The following is a 15,944-nucleotide window of genomic DNA, read 5'->3' as shown; positions in this document are numbered from 1 at the left end:
ACCAGCTTAGAACGATCCGCCCTTTACACTGGATCGTTGCTTTGCGGCTCAGCATTTTTTTAGCACACTCACACAATAGGAAAGAGGAAACTAGTTATGAAAAAACTGATTCAAAAATGGAACAGTATCAACCTGATCAAGCGTATCATTTGTGGTCTGATCGTTGGTATCATTCTCGGACTTGCGATCCCTCAGGCATCTGTGATCTCCATTCTCGGTGATCTGTTCGTCGGTGCTCTCCGTGGAATTGCCCCACTTCTGGTGTTCTTCCTGGTAATGAGCTCTCTGTGCCACATGGGAAAAGGCCAGAAAACAAACATGAAATTCGTTGTTGTACTTTATCTTCTGGGAAATGTACTCTCAGCACTGGCAGCTGTGATCTCCAGCCGCCTGTTCCCGATCATGCTGACTTTTTCCGAAAGTACAAATACTTCCGACGTCACTCCGCCAAGCGGTGTTGCAGAGGTCCTCAAAAACCTTCTGATGAACATTGTTTCCAACCCGGTTGACGCACTTGTCAACGCCAACTATATCGGTATCCTTGCATGGGCCATCATCTTCGGTATCGCACTGAAGGCCGCAAGTGAAACTACCAAGACTGTCATCGAAAACATTTCCGATGCAACCTCCACAGCCGTAAGATGGATCATCAGCCTTGCTCCATTTGGTATCATGGGCCTGATCTTCACAACCATCTCCGAGCAGGGGCTTGGCGTACTGTTAAGCTATGGCCGTCTGATCTGTGTACTGGTGGGAACCATGCTCTTTGTTGCACTGGTGATCAACCCGATCATTACTTTCATCTGCACACGCCAGAATCCGTATCCGCTGGTTCTGCGCTGCCTGAAGGACAGTGGTATCACAGCCTTCTTTACAAGAAGCTCTGCCGCCAACATTCCGGTAAACATGGAGCTGTGCAAGGATCTCGGACTTGATGAGGATACCTACTCCATCTCCATCCCTCTTGGTGCGACCATCAACATGGGTGGTGCAGCGATCACCATTTCCATCATGGCTCTGGCAGCTGCACATACACTCGGTATCAGCGTAGACTTCCCGACCGCTCTGATCCTCTGCATCCTGGCTGCTGCAAGTGCGGCTGGTGCTTCCGGAGTTGCCGGCGGTTCTCTTCTTCTGATCCCGATGGCCTGCAGCCTTTTCGGAATCCCCAATGATGTTGCCATGCAGGTAGTTGGTGTCGGTTTCATCGTAGGCGTGATCCAGGATTCCTGTGAGACAGCACTGAACTCTTCCACAGACGTACTTTACACAGCATGCGCCTGCAGGATCAGAAAGAATAAATGATCACACTTATAAACCGTCAGGCGGATATTCGTAATTGAAACAGGGGACTCCCTTGATTCGGTTAAAAAGAGCAGATCTTCCGTATTTGGAAAATCTGCTCCTTTTTTGGCTTAGAGCGTGTTTGAAAAAGGCTTTCTGCAAGATGTGCGTCACAATTTGTGGGAGATTTTGTCCGGATGAGGGCGCCGTAGCGGGCTACGGCAACTGAATTCGGGTAAAATATACCGCAAAGTGGGGCGTGCAGATTACGGGAATGATTTTTCAAACACGCTCTAACCTTCAGTTCCTGCAATATCTGCCCATTAAAAATATCCGTAATCGGTAAATAAAACATCCTCTACATCTGAAAAAGCTTCCAGCTCTCCCCCATCTGCACAGCCAGATATACGATCTCAAAGATCACAGCTACAGATCCAAGCTTAAAAAGCAGGGAATCCACAAAGCCTCCTGCCTTACAGAAATCCAGCGCAATGCCTCCCGGCAGCGGATACAGGATCCGTACCCGTTTCCGGTTAAAGCAGTCCAGCACCAGATGTGATGCGAATCCAACCACAAAATAAAGGACCAGCTTCACGGACACCATGGATATGGCTGCACTTAAAATGGCCATAGCCATGATCGAATGCATAAATGACCGGTGCGGCTGATTTTTTCCAAAGGCGCAGACTGCAATAAAAATAATAACTCCCATGGCAACCGGCGCCATAGACTGGTTATTGCGGATCTTTTCCCAGATGGAAAAATCATAAAAATAATTCAATGCGATCTCTGCTGCCACAAGCAGTACCGCGATCAGTGTGATCCGGTCCGCATCCTTATGGGATTTGGAGGTTCCTACATCAATGTCGCTGATCAATGCTCCAAGCATTCCTGTTCCTGCCGCAAGTACCAGACCGGAAACCGTAGAGGGCTGTGTAACTGCCAGCACTGTTCCGAGTCCGACTGCTGCGTGTGTTTTTCCTGTCATAATTCTCCCCTTATTGTAAAAAATCTTCCGTTATTCAGGATTATCCACTGCTGCAGATCAGACACTCCCTTCTGATCTGCAGCATATATAAATGTATCACTTTATCACTTTATCATTTACCGCAGAGCTGAAAATACAATAAGGCAGCTGTCAGCCTTACCTTTTACTGACAGCTGCCTCCACGAAACAGCATTATATCACACAAGAAAACACTATTCTATCTAAATTCTCCCTACTCTCATACACATCCCGTTTAAATGGAATATATCTCACAAACGTACCAGTTAATCAGACCAGTTCATACGTCCGTAGCGAAGTGCAAGACCATGGATCTCTTTCTGAAGCTTCACAGTCAGCTCCCTTTTGCGGATCCTCCACTTCCAGTTCTTTCCTACTGTGGAAGGCTGGTTCATTCTGCAACTGTTATCCAGGCCCATATAATCCTGCATAGGGATCACACAGAGCTTTGCACTGCTTCTCATAACCAGGCTGATAAAGCATTTATGCAGCTCTTTATCCGGTGTATAGTTATCACAGAGATAATCCCTGGCAAGCTTACGCTCTTTTGCCATAATGCTCTTCCACCATCCGGCGATAGTCTCATTATCATGGGTTCCTGTGTATACCACACTGTTCTCCGGATAGTTGTGTGGAAGATAATCGTTGGCACAACCGGAATCTCTGGAATCAAACGCAAACTCCAGGACCTTCATTCCCGGGAATCCACTGTCATGGACAAGCTGACGCACAGAATCTGTCACATAGCCAAGATCCTCCGCAATGACCTGCTTCCAGCCAAGGGCCTGCTCCACTTTGCGGAACAGATCGATTCCGGGACCTTTTTCCCAGTGACCGCCAATGGCATTTTCTGCACCATATGGAATGGAAAAATACTCGTCAAAGCCACGGAAATGGTCGATTCTTACCACATCATAAAGGCGGAATACGTAGCTCAGTCTGGAGATCCACCACTGATATCCTGTATTTCTGTGGTAATCCCAGCGGTACAGTGGATTTCCCCAAAGCTGTCCTGTTGCGGAAAAACCGTCCGGCGGGCATCCGGCTACAGCCACCGGCACATTCTCCTCATCCAGCTGGAAAAGTTCCGGATGAGCCCAGGTATCTGCACTGTCCATAGCTACATAGATCGGGATATCTCCGATGATCTGAATGCCTTTTTCGTTGGCATATTTTTTCAGTTTCATCCACTGCTCATAGAATTTGAACTGCATATACTGCTGGAATTCAATATCAAAATATAATTCTCTGCGATAGTAGTCCATGGCATTTGCCCAGCGAAGGCGGATATCCTCTGCCCATTTTGTCCACTCAACACCGCCGAACTGATCCTTTACTGCCATAAAAAGTGCATAGTCGGAAAGCCACCAGCTGTTTTCTGCAACAAATTTCTGATAATCCGGATTCTCGCTGATGTTGCTGTTTTCGTAAGCTTTGCGGAGAAGCTTATAACGGCCTTTGTAGATTTTTTCATAGTCTACGCTGTCTGCTCTTTTTCCCCAGCTGACCTTATCACAGTCCTCCTTTGTAAGGACGCCTTCCTCCACCAGTGCCTTCAGGCTGATAAAATACGGATTTCCCGCAAAAGTGGAGAAGGACTGGTACGGAGAATCTCCGTAACTGGTAGGTCCCAGCGGAAGGATCTGCCAGTAGCTCTGTCCCGCTTCCTTCAGCCAGTCCACAAAATCATAGGCACTCTTTGAAAAACATCCGATGCCGTACTCTGACGGCAGGCTTGTGATCGGCATCAGAATGCCGGCTGCTCTTTTATCCATATCTTTTCTCTCCTTATGTTGAGCCCTGCATCTCAGAGCATCTTATCTATTATCCTCTCACGGATGCATATTCATATAATCTACGCAACCGTTTGCGTAAATTATACGTCCATTTTGCATGAAGTGCAATGCGTTTTTGTCTTTTCTACCTTTCTTACAATTTTTACATCCTGATTTTGTGCAGTTTTTCATTATGTCAAACAGAATCTGTCTGCATCTCACTACCTGATTTTCTGTGCATCTGTTTTTACGCAATTTCATGCAATTTTCCGTGCAATATGTTTGACAGTATCCTTATTATGAACTACAATATCTCTATCAGACTGAGATAAAAAAGCCGGATCAGAGGCATACTTCCGCTTTGATCCGGCATATCCGTGAGGAGGCAAATTTATGGCAGTAACCATCAAAGATGTGGCAGCTCTGGCCGGGGTGTCCCCGTCCACCGTTTCCAGAACCTGCAAAAATAATCCATCTATCAGTGAAGAAACCAAGGAACGTGTACGCAGAGCCATGGCGGAGCTTGGCTATGAGCCGAATTTTCAGGCCAGTAACCTGGCAACACAGATTTCCCGCTCCATCGGTATCATCCTGCCTCCGTCCCCAAAGGAGACATACGAGAATTCCTTTTACCTTGAGACGATCCGGGGGATCAGCCACTACTGTAACGCACATCAGTATATCAGCACCATTGTTACCGGTCAGAATGAAGAAGAGATCCTTAACGCAGTACGTTCCATGTCCAGAAGCGGTAAGGTTAACGGATTTATTGTTCTTTATTCCCGTGTGAATGATCCTGTTATTGATTTTCTTTTCAGTGAAGGACTTCTCTATATCCTGATCGGAAAACCGGCACAATACACCAATCATACGATCTATATCGATAATGACAACCTTCTGGCCGGACAGGAGGCAACGGAGTATCTTTATGCTCTGGGCCACCGGAAGATCGCTTATCTGGGTGTAGATAATTCCCTGGTCTTTTCCGCAGACCGCAAAACCGGCTATATGACTGCGCTGATCAGCCACGGATTAACCGTACAGCCCGAATACTGTATAGAGGTTCCTGCCGCTTCCCAGAATGAGTTTCAGGAGCTTCGAAAGTTGCTTTTAAGTGAGGAGCGCCCTACAGCTGTGCTTGTCAGTGATGATATTCTGGCGCTTTCCCTGGAAAGGATCTGTATGGAAGCAGATATCTCCATACCGGAGGATCTGTCCATTCTTTCCTTTAACAACTCACTTTTTGCCAGACTGACTTCGCCTCAGCTGACCTCCATTGATATTAACTCCGGGCAGCTTGGAATGGAAGCAGCCACGCAGATGATCAGTCATATCGAAAATCCGAGCCTTCCGGCCACAAAGATCATTGTACCTCACCAGCTGATCGAAAGGGACAGCTGCCGGAGGATCTGATCTGCTTTCAAACAAAAAACAGGTATCTTCTCTGCTGACTGTGTATTGACCACCACTTATCGATCTGACATTGGTGGTCGATCTACCGCCCGGCAAAAAGATACCTGTTTTTCATTTTTTATAATGCTTTCTCATAACACCAGTACATATGTCCCCAGAGTTCACACTCTCCCACGTTCTCAAAATTCAGCTTATCATAAGAACGGAGTGCTTTTACATTGTCCTTCGCAACAAGAAGATGTACAGCTTTATAGCCCCGCTTCTTCAGCTCTTCCATCACACCCTTAAGAAGTTTCCCGGCAATCCCCTGATTCTGGAATTCCTGACATACTCCCACCCGGGAGACCTCCGCTGACGGCACCATGGTTTCTGACCAGCATGTGAGACATTCCACATTTGGATCATCATCAATGGAGATCACACCTGCGATATTTCCCGTATCGTCCCGCATACAGAACAGCGCATCTCTGGAAAGATCAAATTCCACTTCTTTTTCTGAAGGATACTCCTCTGTCCACACACAATAGGGCGTCCCCAGCAATGAACGGTACAGCTTCAGAACTGTATCTGCTTCTTCTCTTTTTACACGCTCGAAATTCATTTTATATCCTTTCTCCTGAAAATACATTCTTTTTCCGCCCGGATCTCGCCAGTATCAGGATCACAGCAAATGTAATGATCTCTGAACTCAGAAAGGAACTCCACACGCCATTGATCCCAAATAATCCGGACAAGATCACCGCACTTGCAGCAATAGCGATAACACCACGCATAAGCGATCCCACGATCGCCGGAACTGCACGATCCACCGCCGAAAAATACGCCACCAGCATAATATTGATCCCCGCAAACAGGAATCCCAGGAAGTAAATCCGCAGGCCCACATGCGCATAATCCAGAAGCTGCTGGTTATTTTCACTGTTAAAAACAGCGACCAGATTGTCTGTAAAGCCCCACACCACCAGGATCGTCACCGCTTCCAGCACTGCACAGGAAACCAGACTCCAGCGAAGCAGGCTTTTTACATGGTCACGCTGTCCTTCTCCGTAGCTTTTGCTGATAAGCGGCTGTGCACCCTGCGCCAGTCCGTTAAAAATAGACATTGCCACAAGGGAAAGATTAGCCACTACTCCGTAGGCTGCCACGCTTACATTTCCTGCGATCCCAAGAAGAAGCATGTTAAAAATGATCGTAATGATCGCTGAGGAAAGCTCTCCGACAAAGGCCGAAATCCCAAGCTGACAGCATGAGATCAGATGGCGGATGGAAGGCCGTACCCACCGGAAACCTACGTGATTCTTTTTCCCAAGGTAATGGGTTGTGCAGATCGCCATTGTAATGGCAGGACTGATGGCCGTTGCCAGCGCCGCTCCGGCAAGCCCCAGTTTCATTGGAAACATAAAAATATAGTCAAACACAATATTGAAAAGACTTGCGGAAATCGCCCCTGCCATGGCAGTGGAGGTTCCCTGGTCATTTCTTGCAAAAGCAGTAAACGTATAATTGGCCATAAACAGCGGCGTAGTGATCAGCATGATGCGGAGATAGCTTTTTCCAAGGGCAGTCAGACCTGCATCTGCGCCAAGAAGGTGAAGAAATTTCTCCGGTGCAAGAATACCTGTGATAATAAAAGGCACACTGCACAGAACGCTCCAGAAAACAGACTGCAGAAAATAGTGATCCGTATTCTCACCCTTGGCTCTGTTGATCCCGAATCGGGTGGCAGAACCGATACCGATCATTGCCCCGATAGCATATACCAATCCATACACCGGAAGGATCAGATTCAGAACTGCCAGGCCATCTGCGCCTGAATGAACTGATATAAAAAATGTATCCGCCAGAATATAAACCGATATTCCGATCATACCTGCAATGCTTTGAAAAATATATTTAAAAAACTGCCTCAGCATATATGCACCATGTCCTTTCCTGATTCTGGTTTTCATCCCATTTATCATTTATTCTAACTCAAAAAAGCTTCTCTTTTTGTTACTGATAATAACATCTTTCGCTACACCCCGCCGGAAACACTATCCGTTTTAACGTACATTTAAATTCCCTCTCATTTTCTGCAGCGTCCAGAATTTCCAACGCTTTTCGCAAATTCCGGATATCTTTTTCCATGTGATCCACATAGTTTCCCCGGCCAACCAGCTTCAGATGCGTGATCCCTGCCTGCTTCAGCTGGTACAGTGCACACAGTCCACAGCCTGTCTCACCACAAAGATATCCTGATTCATCATATGCTTTCAGATCCGGTTCCTGATCCCACGCCTGCTCCTGAAGAGCCACTATTTTTTCCGGAACAGCCTCACCATTCCGTACAGTTCCAAGCCAATAGGGCACCCTGCAAAGATATCCCATCTCATCACAGTGAAGAGAATTACAGAATGCTCCCGTAAACTGGCACATTTCATTCAGCACAAAGGCTTCGAACTCCATTCCCGCCTCCGGTCGGATTCCGGCCTGTTTTTCCACTTCTCTCTGAGATGCAATAACAGACTGCATATCCCGGAACGTGTTTTTCCGATGAAAGATCAATCTCTTCAGAGGAAAGCGCCGGAACATCTTCAGCATTTCGCTGTTCACTTCCCCTGTCTCTCCGCTGAGATGGATCTCACAGGAAATCCCCCTGTTTTTCAGATAAACAAGAAGCGCCGGATCTGCAATGATATAGCTTCGAAATCCAATTCCCATGCACTTTTCTATGATATCTCCGATCTCCGGATACTGTTCTGGAAGATAATACAGGGAATTGAAGGTGAGATGCACCGGCTTTTTATATTTTTTCACCATCCGGGAAAGAATTTCCAGCTCACTGTATGCTCCAAGCTGAACATTACAGCAGAGAACCTCCCTGCGATTTAACGGCATTACTGTGCCGTATTTTTCCGCCCAGGAAAAGGGTACATAGCCACAGAAAAATTCATCTGCTCCTGCCTGCACAAAACGTTCATATTCATCTATGGAGCCTAACCCGGCTGTTATTTTCATACCGTTATCCATGTCCTGTTCCTTTTTTTGAAATGTATTTTTGTCAAACGGATATTCACGATCTACCTTCACAGCCTGCTCATCACCTGTCATATATTAACAACAATGCGATCCGGCTTTGTGCCTTTTATATTTTTCCACATTTCCGTTGACTCCGGAAGTGTTTTATCCACACCAAACAGGGAGTTATACCGCCCTGCCATGTGTAAATGTTCCGGATAAAGCAGTGCGTATTTTTCACAGAATTTCGGGCAGTGGTCCGCAAGCTGCTGTGTACCGCGATCTCCGGTGGTACACAAAGCATACAATGGACAGTACTGCGAAGTGTTTGTCTGATAAAAAGGCAAATGCAGACTGTTTTTTCCCGGCGGAAACTCCTGTGGATATCCGCAGGACTCCCATTCGTATCTGTGGATATGAAATTCTTCAGCCAGAAAATCCCGATAAAACCCCGCATTCAGGCTGTTTTGCTGAAATAATAAGGTATCACCGGATTTATATTTCATTCGCGGATCCTTTTTTCGTTTATTGAGCAATGTGCCCAGAACAGGATGCAGGCGGGATGTTTTTCCACAAAGCATTTCCACCATGGCCCAGTCATTGACTACGATTTCCACATTCACCCCATGAATACAGCACCAGTTATCCACCTTTTCCAGAAGCTTTCCCACAGACAAAAGCATAAATTCCCGGATATAAGAAAATACCAGTGTGATCTCCGATCCCTCCGAATACATTTTATCCATGATAGAAAAAAGCTGCTCTTCTGTCGGAAACAGGTTATGGCAGAACTGATTTCCAATATAAAATCTGTCCGGTGTCCGGCCTGCAAAATAACTGTGAGTGAGATAATTCTTCTGCCAGTAAGACGCCAGAAAAGCCTGCAGCGGCTGGCGCAGATATTCTTCATACAGGGAAGTGCAGTTTAATTCCAGGGCAAACTCTGTATTATCCAAAAGCCTTAATTCTTCTGCACCCATTGTATCCTGTGGATTACCGGAAGCCTTTTCACCCTCTCTGAAAAACCACTGCTTCTTCTGTTCCTCCAGACTCCTGCAGTGCATCTCATCCAGCTCCGCAGGATAACCGGTCAGTGATTTCGCCAGCTCTCCATCGTCTCCTTCCAGCTTCAGACGGATATATCGGTTGTACTCTCCGGCCAGCCGCCGAACCTCCTGTACATAATCCTTCTGTTCCACTCTCACAGAATATTCCCTGTAAAAATATTTTTCGGTTTTCTTTTCAACTGGCTGTTGATCCTGCAGGCATTGCTCCTCTGCTGCACTCATCCCAAACCTCCGGATCTCCACTCTCCTGTACCCGGCTTTTTTCATATCATAAAAACAGATCAGAAACTGCTCCGGTTCCGGGCATTCCTCTGCCAGCCGAAATCGAAATCCATCTTCACCCAGCTCTGTGATCCTGATTTCTTTGCTATCCATAAAACCGGACAGCAATCCAAATGGTATCATAGAGATCCTCATCAGGAAAGCTTCCTCCCTTCAGGCAAAAAAGGAGATGCCATATGCTCCCATACAGCACCTCCCACTGTTCCTTCTTATTTCACTTCTACTAATTCAATTCTGAAATTCAGCTCTTTACCTGCCATCTCATGATTAGCATCGAAAGTAATGGTTTTTTCATCTTTTGCGTTAACTTTAACCGGGAACGGCTGACCATACTGATTGGAGAGGTATACCTGCTGTCCTACAGTAAGATCCTCAGCACCCGGAAGCTGTTCGATCTCAAGTGTAAAAATCGCATCCGGATTCGGCATACCGTAAGCTTCCTCAGGCATCAGATGAACATCTACCACCTGGCCAACCTCCATGTTTGCAACTGCCGCATCAAAGCCTTTGATCATCTGTCCTGCTCCGCAGATGAATTCCAGTGGCTCGCCACGGTCATAGGAAGAATCGAACTGTGTTCCGTCATTAAAGGTTCCTCTGTAATGTGTACGGCAGGTTTTTCCGACATTAGGACCTGTGATAGATGGCTGGGAACCACATCCTCCGCCACAGCCTCCGCAGGAATGTCCGCCTTCATGACCGCCGCAGGAGTGTCCATCCTCATGGCTTCCGCAGGAATGTCCATCCTCATGATGGTGATGGTCACAGTTCACACCTGTGGATACCAGCTCGCCCTTCAGATAAGCATCCACAGCTGCATCTACGTCACCCTGGGCTCCGGAACATAACTCAACACCAGCCTCAGCAAGTGCTGCCTGAGCGCCTCCGCCGATTCCGCCACAGATCAGAACGCTGATCCCCTGATCTGCAAGAAGTCCGGCAAGTGCACCATGTCCGGTGCCATTGGAGCTGATCACTTCACTGGAAACAACCTTGTTATCTTCCACCTCATATACCTTGAAAAACTCTGTTTTTCCAAAGTGCTGAAAAATGTTTCCATTATCGTATGTTGCTGCAATTTTCATTTGTAAAACCCTCCATTAGTCAGATATGTATTATATTAGTATATCGTGCAGGCAGGATAAAAGCAAGGTTTAACTTCGCTCACAAAAAACACCTCGCGGGACATTGCCAGTGAACAGTAACCTCTTGCTGTCATTCAATGAATCCAGTATAATAGAAGAATCTGTAAAAATAAACGATTTTTTGAATAAGAAGGTTTGAATTAAAATGAAATCATACGAAGAATTACTTTCAGATATTGAAGAAGACATGGAGCTCATGGGTTCCTCACACATTGTTTATTCCATGGAAGAGGACGACATTGTTACCGATTATGATTATCTTCCATCCGATTCCTGTACGATCTCCATTACCTTAAAGGAGCTTCAGGAAAAGCTTCAGCTGCAGATGCTCTATGCAAAAGTTTCCTCTCATACAGCCGGAGCAGATAAAAATGCCCCGAAATTAGCTGTTGTTTTTCCGGGCATCGGATACACTGCTGACAAGCCGCTTCTGTACTATACCAGCCGCCTTGCCAGCAAACACGGCTACAAAATCCACACTGTATCCTATGTCACCCTCCCGGAAAATGTCAAAGGAGATCCTGAAAAAATGAAACAGGCCTTTGACCTTGCCCTGGAACAAACAGAACGCTCCTTAGGCAGCATCGACTGGAATTCCTATGGCAGCATTCTGTTTATTTCCAAAAGCATTGGTACAGTCATCTCCTCTGCCTATGCTTCCAGACACGATCTGACTGTAAAAAGTATCCTGTTTACACCTCTTGCAGAGACCTTTTCCCTCCCACTTGCCGGAAGCATTGCCTTCCACGGCACCGCAGATCCCTGGGCCGAAACCGATTCCATCCGGGAACTGGCAGCGCAGAAAGATGTACCTCTCTTTCTCACCCAAAACGCCAACCATTCTCTGGAAACCGGTGATGTACTGACGGATATCTTTATTCTAAAAACTACAATGGAGCGGGTCCAGCGTTTTATTTAACGCCGGTCCGCTTATTTTTCTCCACCCACTAAAAACTGAGGTGTCAGCTTATTCAGCTCACGATCCATGGAAGTTCTGGAAATATCACTGATGTCCTTCAGGGCAAACACTTTGGAAAAGCCGATCTCCATCATGTGATCCAGATCCCATGCCGGGCGCTTTTTATCACTCATAAACAGCTTACTGCTGAGCTCTTTCCCTGTTTCCGCATCTTCATGAGCATGGATACCTCTTCCGTATTTTTCCCACATGGCAGCATCATGTGCCTCGTAAATCTTTTTCTTTTCTTCATCATAAAGATGCAGATACCAGCAGGCGTCCGATACCAAAAGGCGTCCGCCTTTTTTCAGTACACGCAGCCACTCCTTGTAAGCCTTCTGTGGATCATCCAGCGTCCATGTGATATTTCTGCAGATAACCATATCAAATGTCTCATCCGGGAAATTCAGATTGTGGCAGTCCATAGTCATCAAATCTGCGGATAAACCTGCTGCCTTTACATTTTCCTTTGCTTCATGGATCATATTTTCAGTAATATCGATCCCGGTCACATGATGTCCTTCTTTTCCCAGCATAATTTCAAAAAATCCCGGCCCGCAGCCTACATCCAGTACTTCCAGATGTTCTTTTTCCGGCGCATACTCCAGAATCAGATTCTTCCAGTTTTCTGCTGTTTCACTTTTCAATTCTGCCTTGATCCCTTCGCTGTAAATGCCAGCTTCTCCTTCCCAGTACTCTTTGATCTTATCGTTTTGCATGTCACTTCTCCTTCTTTGTGGCTATTACAATAAATTTTTTTCCCTGATATCCGTATTTCCAGAAATCCATCGTCCATGGTCTGTTTAGCCAGCGGTTCTCTCTGATCTGGATCCTGGCAAAGCGTACCTTTTTTAATATCTGAAAGTCCGTTTCCGGACGCTTCTGCGATGTAAATGGCAGCTTTTCATAAATTCCGCTGTTTTCCTTCACGTCAGATCCATATGTTTTTCTTTCTGTAACATAAATAAGAAAATCAGCAATTTTCATATGGACCTTATTTTTTAATGTGGGTTCGATGGTACGATAGTCCCCATCAAAATAAATGATCCTTCCACCTGGTTTTAATACAGCCTTCCAGCGTCTGAAAGCTTTTTCCGGATCATATAATGTCCACACCGCATCTCTGGAAAGTATCACATCATAGCTTTGTTCCTGTTCCAATGGCAAGGTTACACCATCTTCCTCACAGATTTCCACCTGTTGATGATACTGTCGCATATTCCTTCTGGCTTTTTCTACCATTCCTGATGAACCATCGATCGCTTTTACATCATGTCCCAGGCGCGCTGCTATGATGCTCATAAAACCCGGGCCGCAGCCCACTTCTAAAATACGAAGGGGCTCAGGTCCAAGAAGTCTTTTCAATTCTTTTGTCCAGTGAGATACCGTTCTTTTGTTACTCAATTGTTTTTGGATCATATCATCATAATCACCGGAATCTTCTGTCCATTTATTCTCGATTTTTTCAAACATTTTTTTACTCCACTACATCCAGTGTTGCCCAGTTAATGCCTTCATAGGCAGTCGGTGCAAGCTCTACATTGGTCAGTCTGGTATTGTTATAGATATAATCACGGTTCGGATAATACAGCGGCACTGTTACTGCCTGATCGTTGATACGTGTAAGAATCTTATCGTATAATTCCGTACGTTTTTCTTCGTCCTGTGTTTTTAATACTTCTCCGAGATCTTTGTTCAGTTCCTCATCGTACCAGTTTACTGCCTTTGCTCCATCTTCCGCATAGAACATTGATTTCAGGAAACCATGAGGCATCCAGGAGTCTTCATAGCTGCGGTAAATGCACAGATCGTAGTCTCTGGTGTTCCAGATTTCATCATAGTAAGCTGCAGATTCTTTTTCTACCAGTTCAATACCCACACCAACCTTCTCATATTCAGATTTCAGGTATTCACACAGTGACTTCCAGGAAGCATATTCTTCAGTCTGGAATACCAGTCTGAGGCTCAGTGGTTCTCCGTCTTTTTCTACAATACCATCTCCGTCTGTATCCTCATATCCTGCTTCCTTTAACAGTTCCTTTGCTTTATCCGGATCATATGGATAACCCTTGCTGTTTTCTTCTGTTACATAAGGAACTGTCGGAGACATAAGTCCGGTTGCCGGATTGCCGTAACCATCCAGCAGATCATTTACAATGCTTTCTTTATTTGTTGCATAGTTCAGTGCCTGACGTACGTTTATATCCTGAAGCGCCGGTGTATCATAATTTTCGATGAGATAGTAAGAAAGTGTGGAAACCTGCTGTTCTGTCGATAAATTTTTATCTGCCTGGATAATACTGAAGCTTTCGGATGGAATATCCTGAAGATTCAGATCTGCCTCTCCACTCTGAAGTGCCATCACTCTGGCATCACCGTCTACCACCTGTTTCAGAACTACTTTATCAATATTTGGTTTCTCACCGTAATAATTAGGATTTGGTACCAGGACAACCTCCTGACCGCTTTCATAACTGTCGATCATCCACATTCCGGTACCCACTTCCTGACAAAATTCTCCGTCTTCATCCAGTGCACTTTCACAGGTGAAACGGAATGGTCTTGGATAGCTGAATTCGATCAGCAGTGTATAGCATGGTTCTGCGAACTTAAATTCTACAGTATAATCATCTACCTTTGTAACATTTTCCAGTTTGGCTGAAAAGTTACCGATCACATCCTGTTCCACCCATCTGTTATAATTCCACATCACATTGTCTGCATTAAAATCTGTGCCGTCCGAGAATTTCACATCTTTTCTTAAATGGAACGTATAGGTTGTGCCATCTTCGCTGATATCCCAAGATTCTGCCAATGCCGGTTTGATTTCTCCATTTTCTCCATAACGCACCAGTGGATCATAGATCATTTCATAAAGACGAAAGTCTGGACCACTTTTTATAGGGTCACAAAGTTCAGGCGTCAGATCAATGGATGTCATTGCCGTAACTACTTTTTCCTCTTTTGCCTGTACATTGACACCTGTCAGTAAAGTTGCCGCCACCATGCTCAATGCTATCAATTTTGCTACACGTCTTTTCTTCATTTCTTCCTCTCCTTTGTTTGTTTTATATTTTACAGCATATGACATGCCGCAAAATGTCCTGTTTCAATTTCTGTCAATTCCGGTATATGCTCTCTGCATATATTTGTACATCTTCTGCACCGGTTCTGATATGGGCAGCCCTGTTCCGGAATGGTATCTGAAAATATTTTCTTTTCCTGCAATCCGATTCTTCGCATTTTCGGTTCTTTTACCGGAATAGAATCAAACAGATCTTTTGTATAAGGATGTACGGCAGTCTCCTTTAAGCTGTCCGTATGATCGATAAACTCGACCACGCGTCCCTGATACATAATAGCCACCTCTTTGCAGAGATATGGAACGTTGGACAGATCGTGAGTGATCAGTAAATAGGTCATCTCATATTTTTCCTGCAGCTCATTTAACAGATGCAGGATCTGCTTTCGTATGGAATAATCCAGACTGGATACCGGTTCATCACAGATCACAAGCTCCGGTCTTAATACCAATGCTCTCGCAATATTAGCTCTCTGACACTGACCTCCTGAAATCTGTCCAACATAACGGTTGCGGATATCCGGATCAAGCCCCGTCTGGATCAAAGCCTCCTTTACTCGCTCTTCATACTCACCCTCTTGCAGTTTTTCATGTAATTTCAAAATTTCCAAAATATTTTCTCCAATGGTATAACCGGGATCAAATACCCCGCTACTGCTTTGAAAGACCATCTGAAGATTCTTGCGATATGGACGAAACTGCTTTTCAGACAAATCCTGCATTTCCTGTCCCTGAAACCAGAATTTTCCATCTGTAGGTTTCTCCAAGCCGGCGATCAGCTTTCCGAATGTAGTTTTACCACTTCCACTTTCACCGATCAGAGCCATGGATGATCCTGCATGGATTTCCAGACTTACATCATCCACTGCCTTCACAATTTTTTTCTTGCCATAATATTTTTTTAAATGTTCTGTCTTTAGTAACGTACTCATACT

14 protein-coding genes and 2 pseudogenes are annotated in these 15,944 nt (G+C 45.4%); 4 read left to right on the top strand and 12 right to left on the bottom strand.

The genetic code is table 11. The features are described from left to right. Positions 1-96 precede the first annotated feature (96 nt). A complete protein-coding gene (gene sstT, locus CCC70_RS00430) occupies positions 97-1,305 on the top strand; it encodes a serine/threonine transporter SstT (RefSeq protein WP_178688202.1) in 1,209 nt (402 codons plus the stop codon). A 61-nt stretch (positions 1,306-1,366) separates the two neighbouring features. Here the strand turns inward: sstT and CCC70_RS16470 are convergent. After that, positions 1,367-1,510: pseudogene (locus tag CCC70_RS16470) on the bottom strand (DUF6783 domain-containing protein); the annotation flags it as partial. Between CCC70_RS16470 and CCC70_RS16465 the strand changes: the two are divergent. Beyond that, positions 1,448-1,630, top strand: a pseudogene (locus CCC70_RS16465) (DUF6783 domain-containing protein). The pseudogenes CCC70_RS16470 and CCC70_RS16465 overlap by 63 nt on opposite strands. Positions 1,631-1,642: 12 nt before the next feature. Here CCC70_RS16465 and CCC70_RS00425 read toward each other — a convergent pair. Together CCC70_RS00425 and malQ are read right to left on the bottom strand one after the other, a co-directional pair. Continuing rightward, entirely contained in the window at positions 1,643-2,272 is a 630-nt protein-coding gene (locus CCC70_RS00425; protein WP_178688204.1) for a metal-dependent hydrolase, read from the bottom strand. Positions 2,273-2,556: 284 nt separating this feature from the next. Then, complete coding sequence (gene malQ, locus CCC70_RS00420) at positions 2,557-4,065, bottom strand: 4-alpha-glucanotransferase (protein ID WP_270652730.1); 1,509 nt, start codon at positions 4,063-4,065, stop codon at positions 2,557-2,559. Between the two features lie 393 nt (positions 4,066-4,458). Between malQ and CCC70_RS00415 the strand changes: the two genes are divergently transcribed. Then, the gene (locus tag CCC70_RS00415; protein ID WP_270652728.1) at positions 4,459-5,478 is read left to right on the top strand and encodes a LacI family DNA-binding transcriptional regulator; all 1,020 of its coding nucleotides are present in this window, start codon (positions 4,459-4,461) and stop codon (positions 5,476-5,478) included. A 118-nt stretch (positions 5,479-5,596) separates the two neighbouring features. Here the strand turns inward: CCC70_RS00415 and CCC70_RS00410 are convergent, their stop codons facing one another. The 5 genes from CCC70_RS00410 to CCC70_RS00390 all read right to left on the bottom strand — a co-directional run bounded on the left by CCC70_RS00410 (position 5,597) and on the right by CCC70_RS00390 (position 10,909). Continuing rightward, positions 5,597-6,079, bottom strand: coding sequence for a GNAT family N-acetyltransferase (locus tag CCC70_RS00410; protein ID WP_022426115.1), 483 nt, complete (start codon positions 6,077-6,079; stop codon positions 5,597-5,599). A gap of 1 nt (position 6,080) precedes the next feature. Beyond that, the gene (locus CCC70_RS00405; protein ID WP_270391381.1) at positions 6,081-7,391 is read right to left on the bottom strand and encodes an MATE family efflux transporter; all 1,311 of its coding nucleotides are present in this window, start codon (positions 7,389-7,391) and stop codon (positions 6,081-6,083) included. Between the two features lie 79 nt (positions 7,392-7,470). Beyond that, positions 7,471-8,547 (bottom strand): U32 family peptidase, encoded by a 1,077-nt coding sequence (locus tag CCC70_RS00400; protein ID WP_287084075.1) that lies wholly within the window; start codon positions 8,545-8,547, stop codon positions 7,471-7,473. Positions 8,548-8,564: 17 nt separating this feature from the next. Beyond that, positions 8,565-9,947, bottom strand: coding sequence for a hypothetical protein (locus tag CCC70_RS00395; protein WP_270652723.1), 1,383 nt, complete (start codon positions 9,945-9,947; stop codon positions 8,565-8,567). A gap of 86 nt (positions 9,948-10,033) precedes the next feature. Beyond that, on the bottom strand, positions 10,034-10,909 hold the full coding sequence (locus tag CCC70_RS00390; protein WP_270610260.1) for a NifB/NifX family molybdenum-iron cluster-binding protein: 876 nt from the start codon (positions 10,907-10,909) through the stop codon (positions 10,034-10,036). A gap of 205 nt (positions 10,910-11,114) precedes the next feature. Between CCC70_RS00390 and CCC70_RS00385 the strand changes: the two genes are divergently transcribed. Beyond that, positions 11,115-11,888 carry an alpha/beta hydrolase gene (locus CCC70_RS00385; protein ID WP_270652721.1) on the top strand — a complete coding sequence of 258 codons (774 nt, stop codon included), beginning with the start codon at positions 11,115-11,117 and terminating at the stop codon, positions 11,886-11,888. A gap of 11 nt (positions 11,889-11,899) precedes the next feature. Here CCC70_RS00385 and CCC70_RS00380 read toward each other — a convergent pair whose 3' ends face one another. From CCC70_RS00380 to CCC70_RS00365, 4 genes are read right to left on the bottom strand one after another with little or no spacing between them, the layout of a single operon-like run. After that, positions 11,900-12,646: a class I SAM-dependent methyltransferase gene (locus CCC70_RS00380; RefSeq protein WP_138276760.1), complete on the bottom strand. Its 747-nt coding sequence runs from the start codon at positions 12,644-12,646 to the stop codon at positions 11,900-11,902. Position 12,647: 1 nt separating this feature from the next. Next, on the bottom strand, positions 12,648-13,400 hold the full coding sequence (locus tag CCC70_RS00375; protein WP_270438239.1) for a class I SAM-dependent methyltransferase: 753 nt from the start codon (positions 13,398-13,400) through the stop codon (positions 12,648-12,650). Positions 13,401-13,404: 4 nt separating this feature from the next. Beyond that, a complete protein-coding gene (locus CCC70_RS00370) occupies positions 13,405-14,973 on the bottom strand; it encodes a nickel ABC transporter substrate-binding protein (RefSeq protein WP_270427757.1) in 1,569 nt (522 codons plus the stop codon). A 29-nt stretch (positions 14,974-15,002) separates the two neighbouring features. Then, complete coding sequence (locus CCC70_RS00365; RefSeq protein ID WP_118609166.1) at positions 15,003-15,941, bottom strand: oligopeptide/dipeptide ABC transporter ATP-binding protein; 939 nt, start codon at positions 15,939-15,941, stop codon at positions 15,003-15,005. Positions 15,942-15,944 lie beyond the last annotated feature (3 nt).

Source organism: Blautia sp. LMAG:89 (assembly GCF_008679485.1).
Lineage (GTDB): Bacteria > Bacillota > Clostridia > Lachnospirales > Lachnospiraceae > Blautia_A > Blautia_A fusiformis.
Note: the sequence above shows the minus strand (reverse complement) of the source record. Positions and strands in the feature narration are given on the sequence as shown.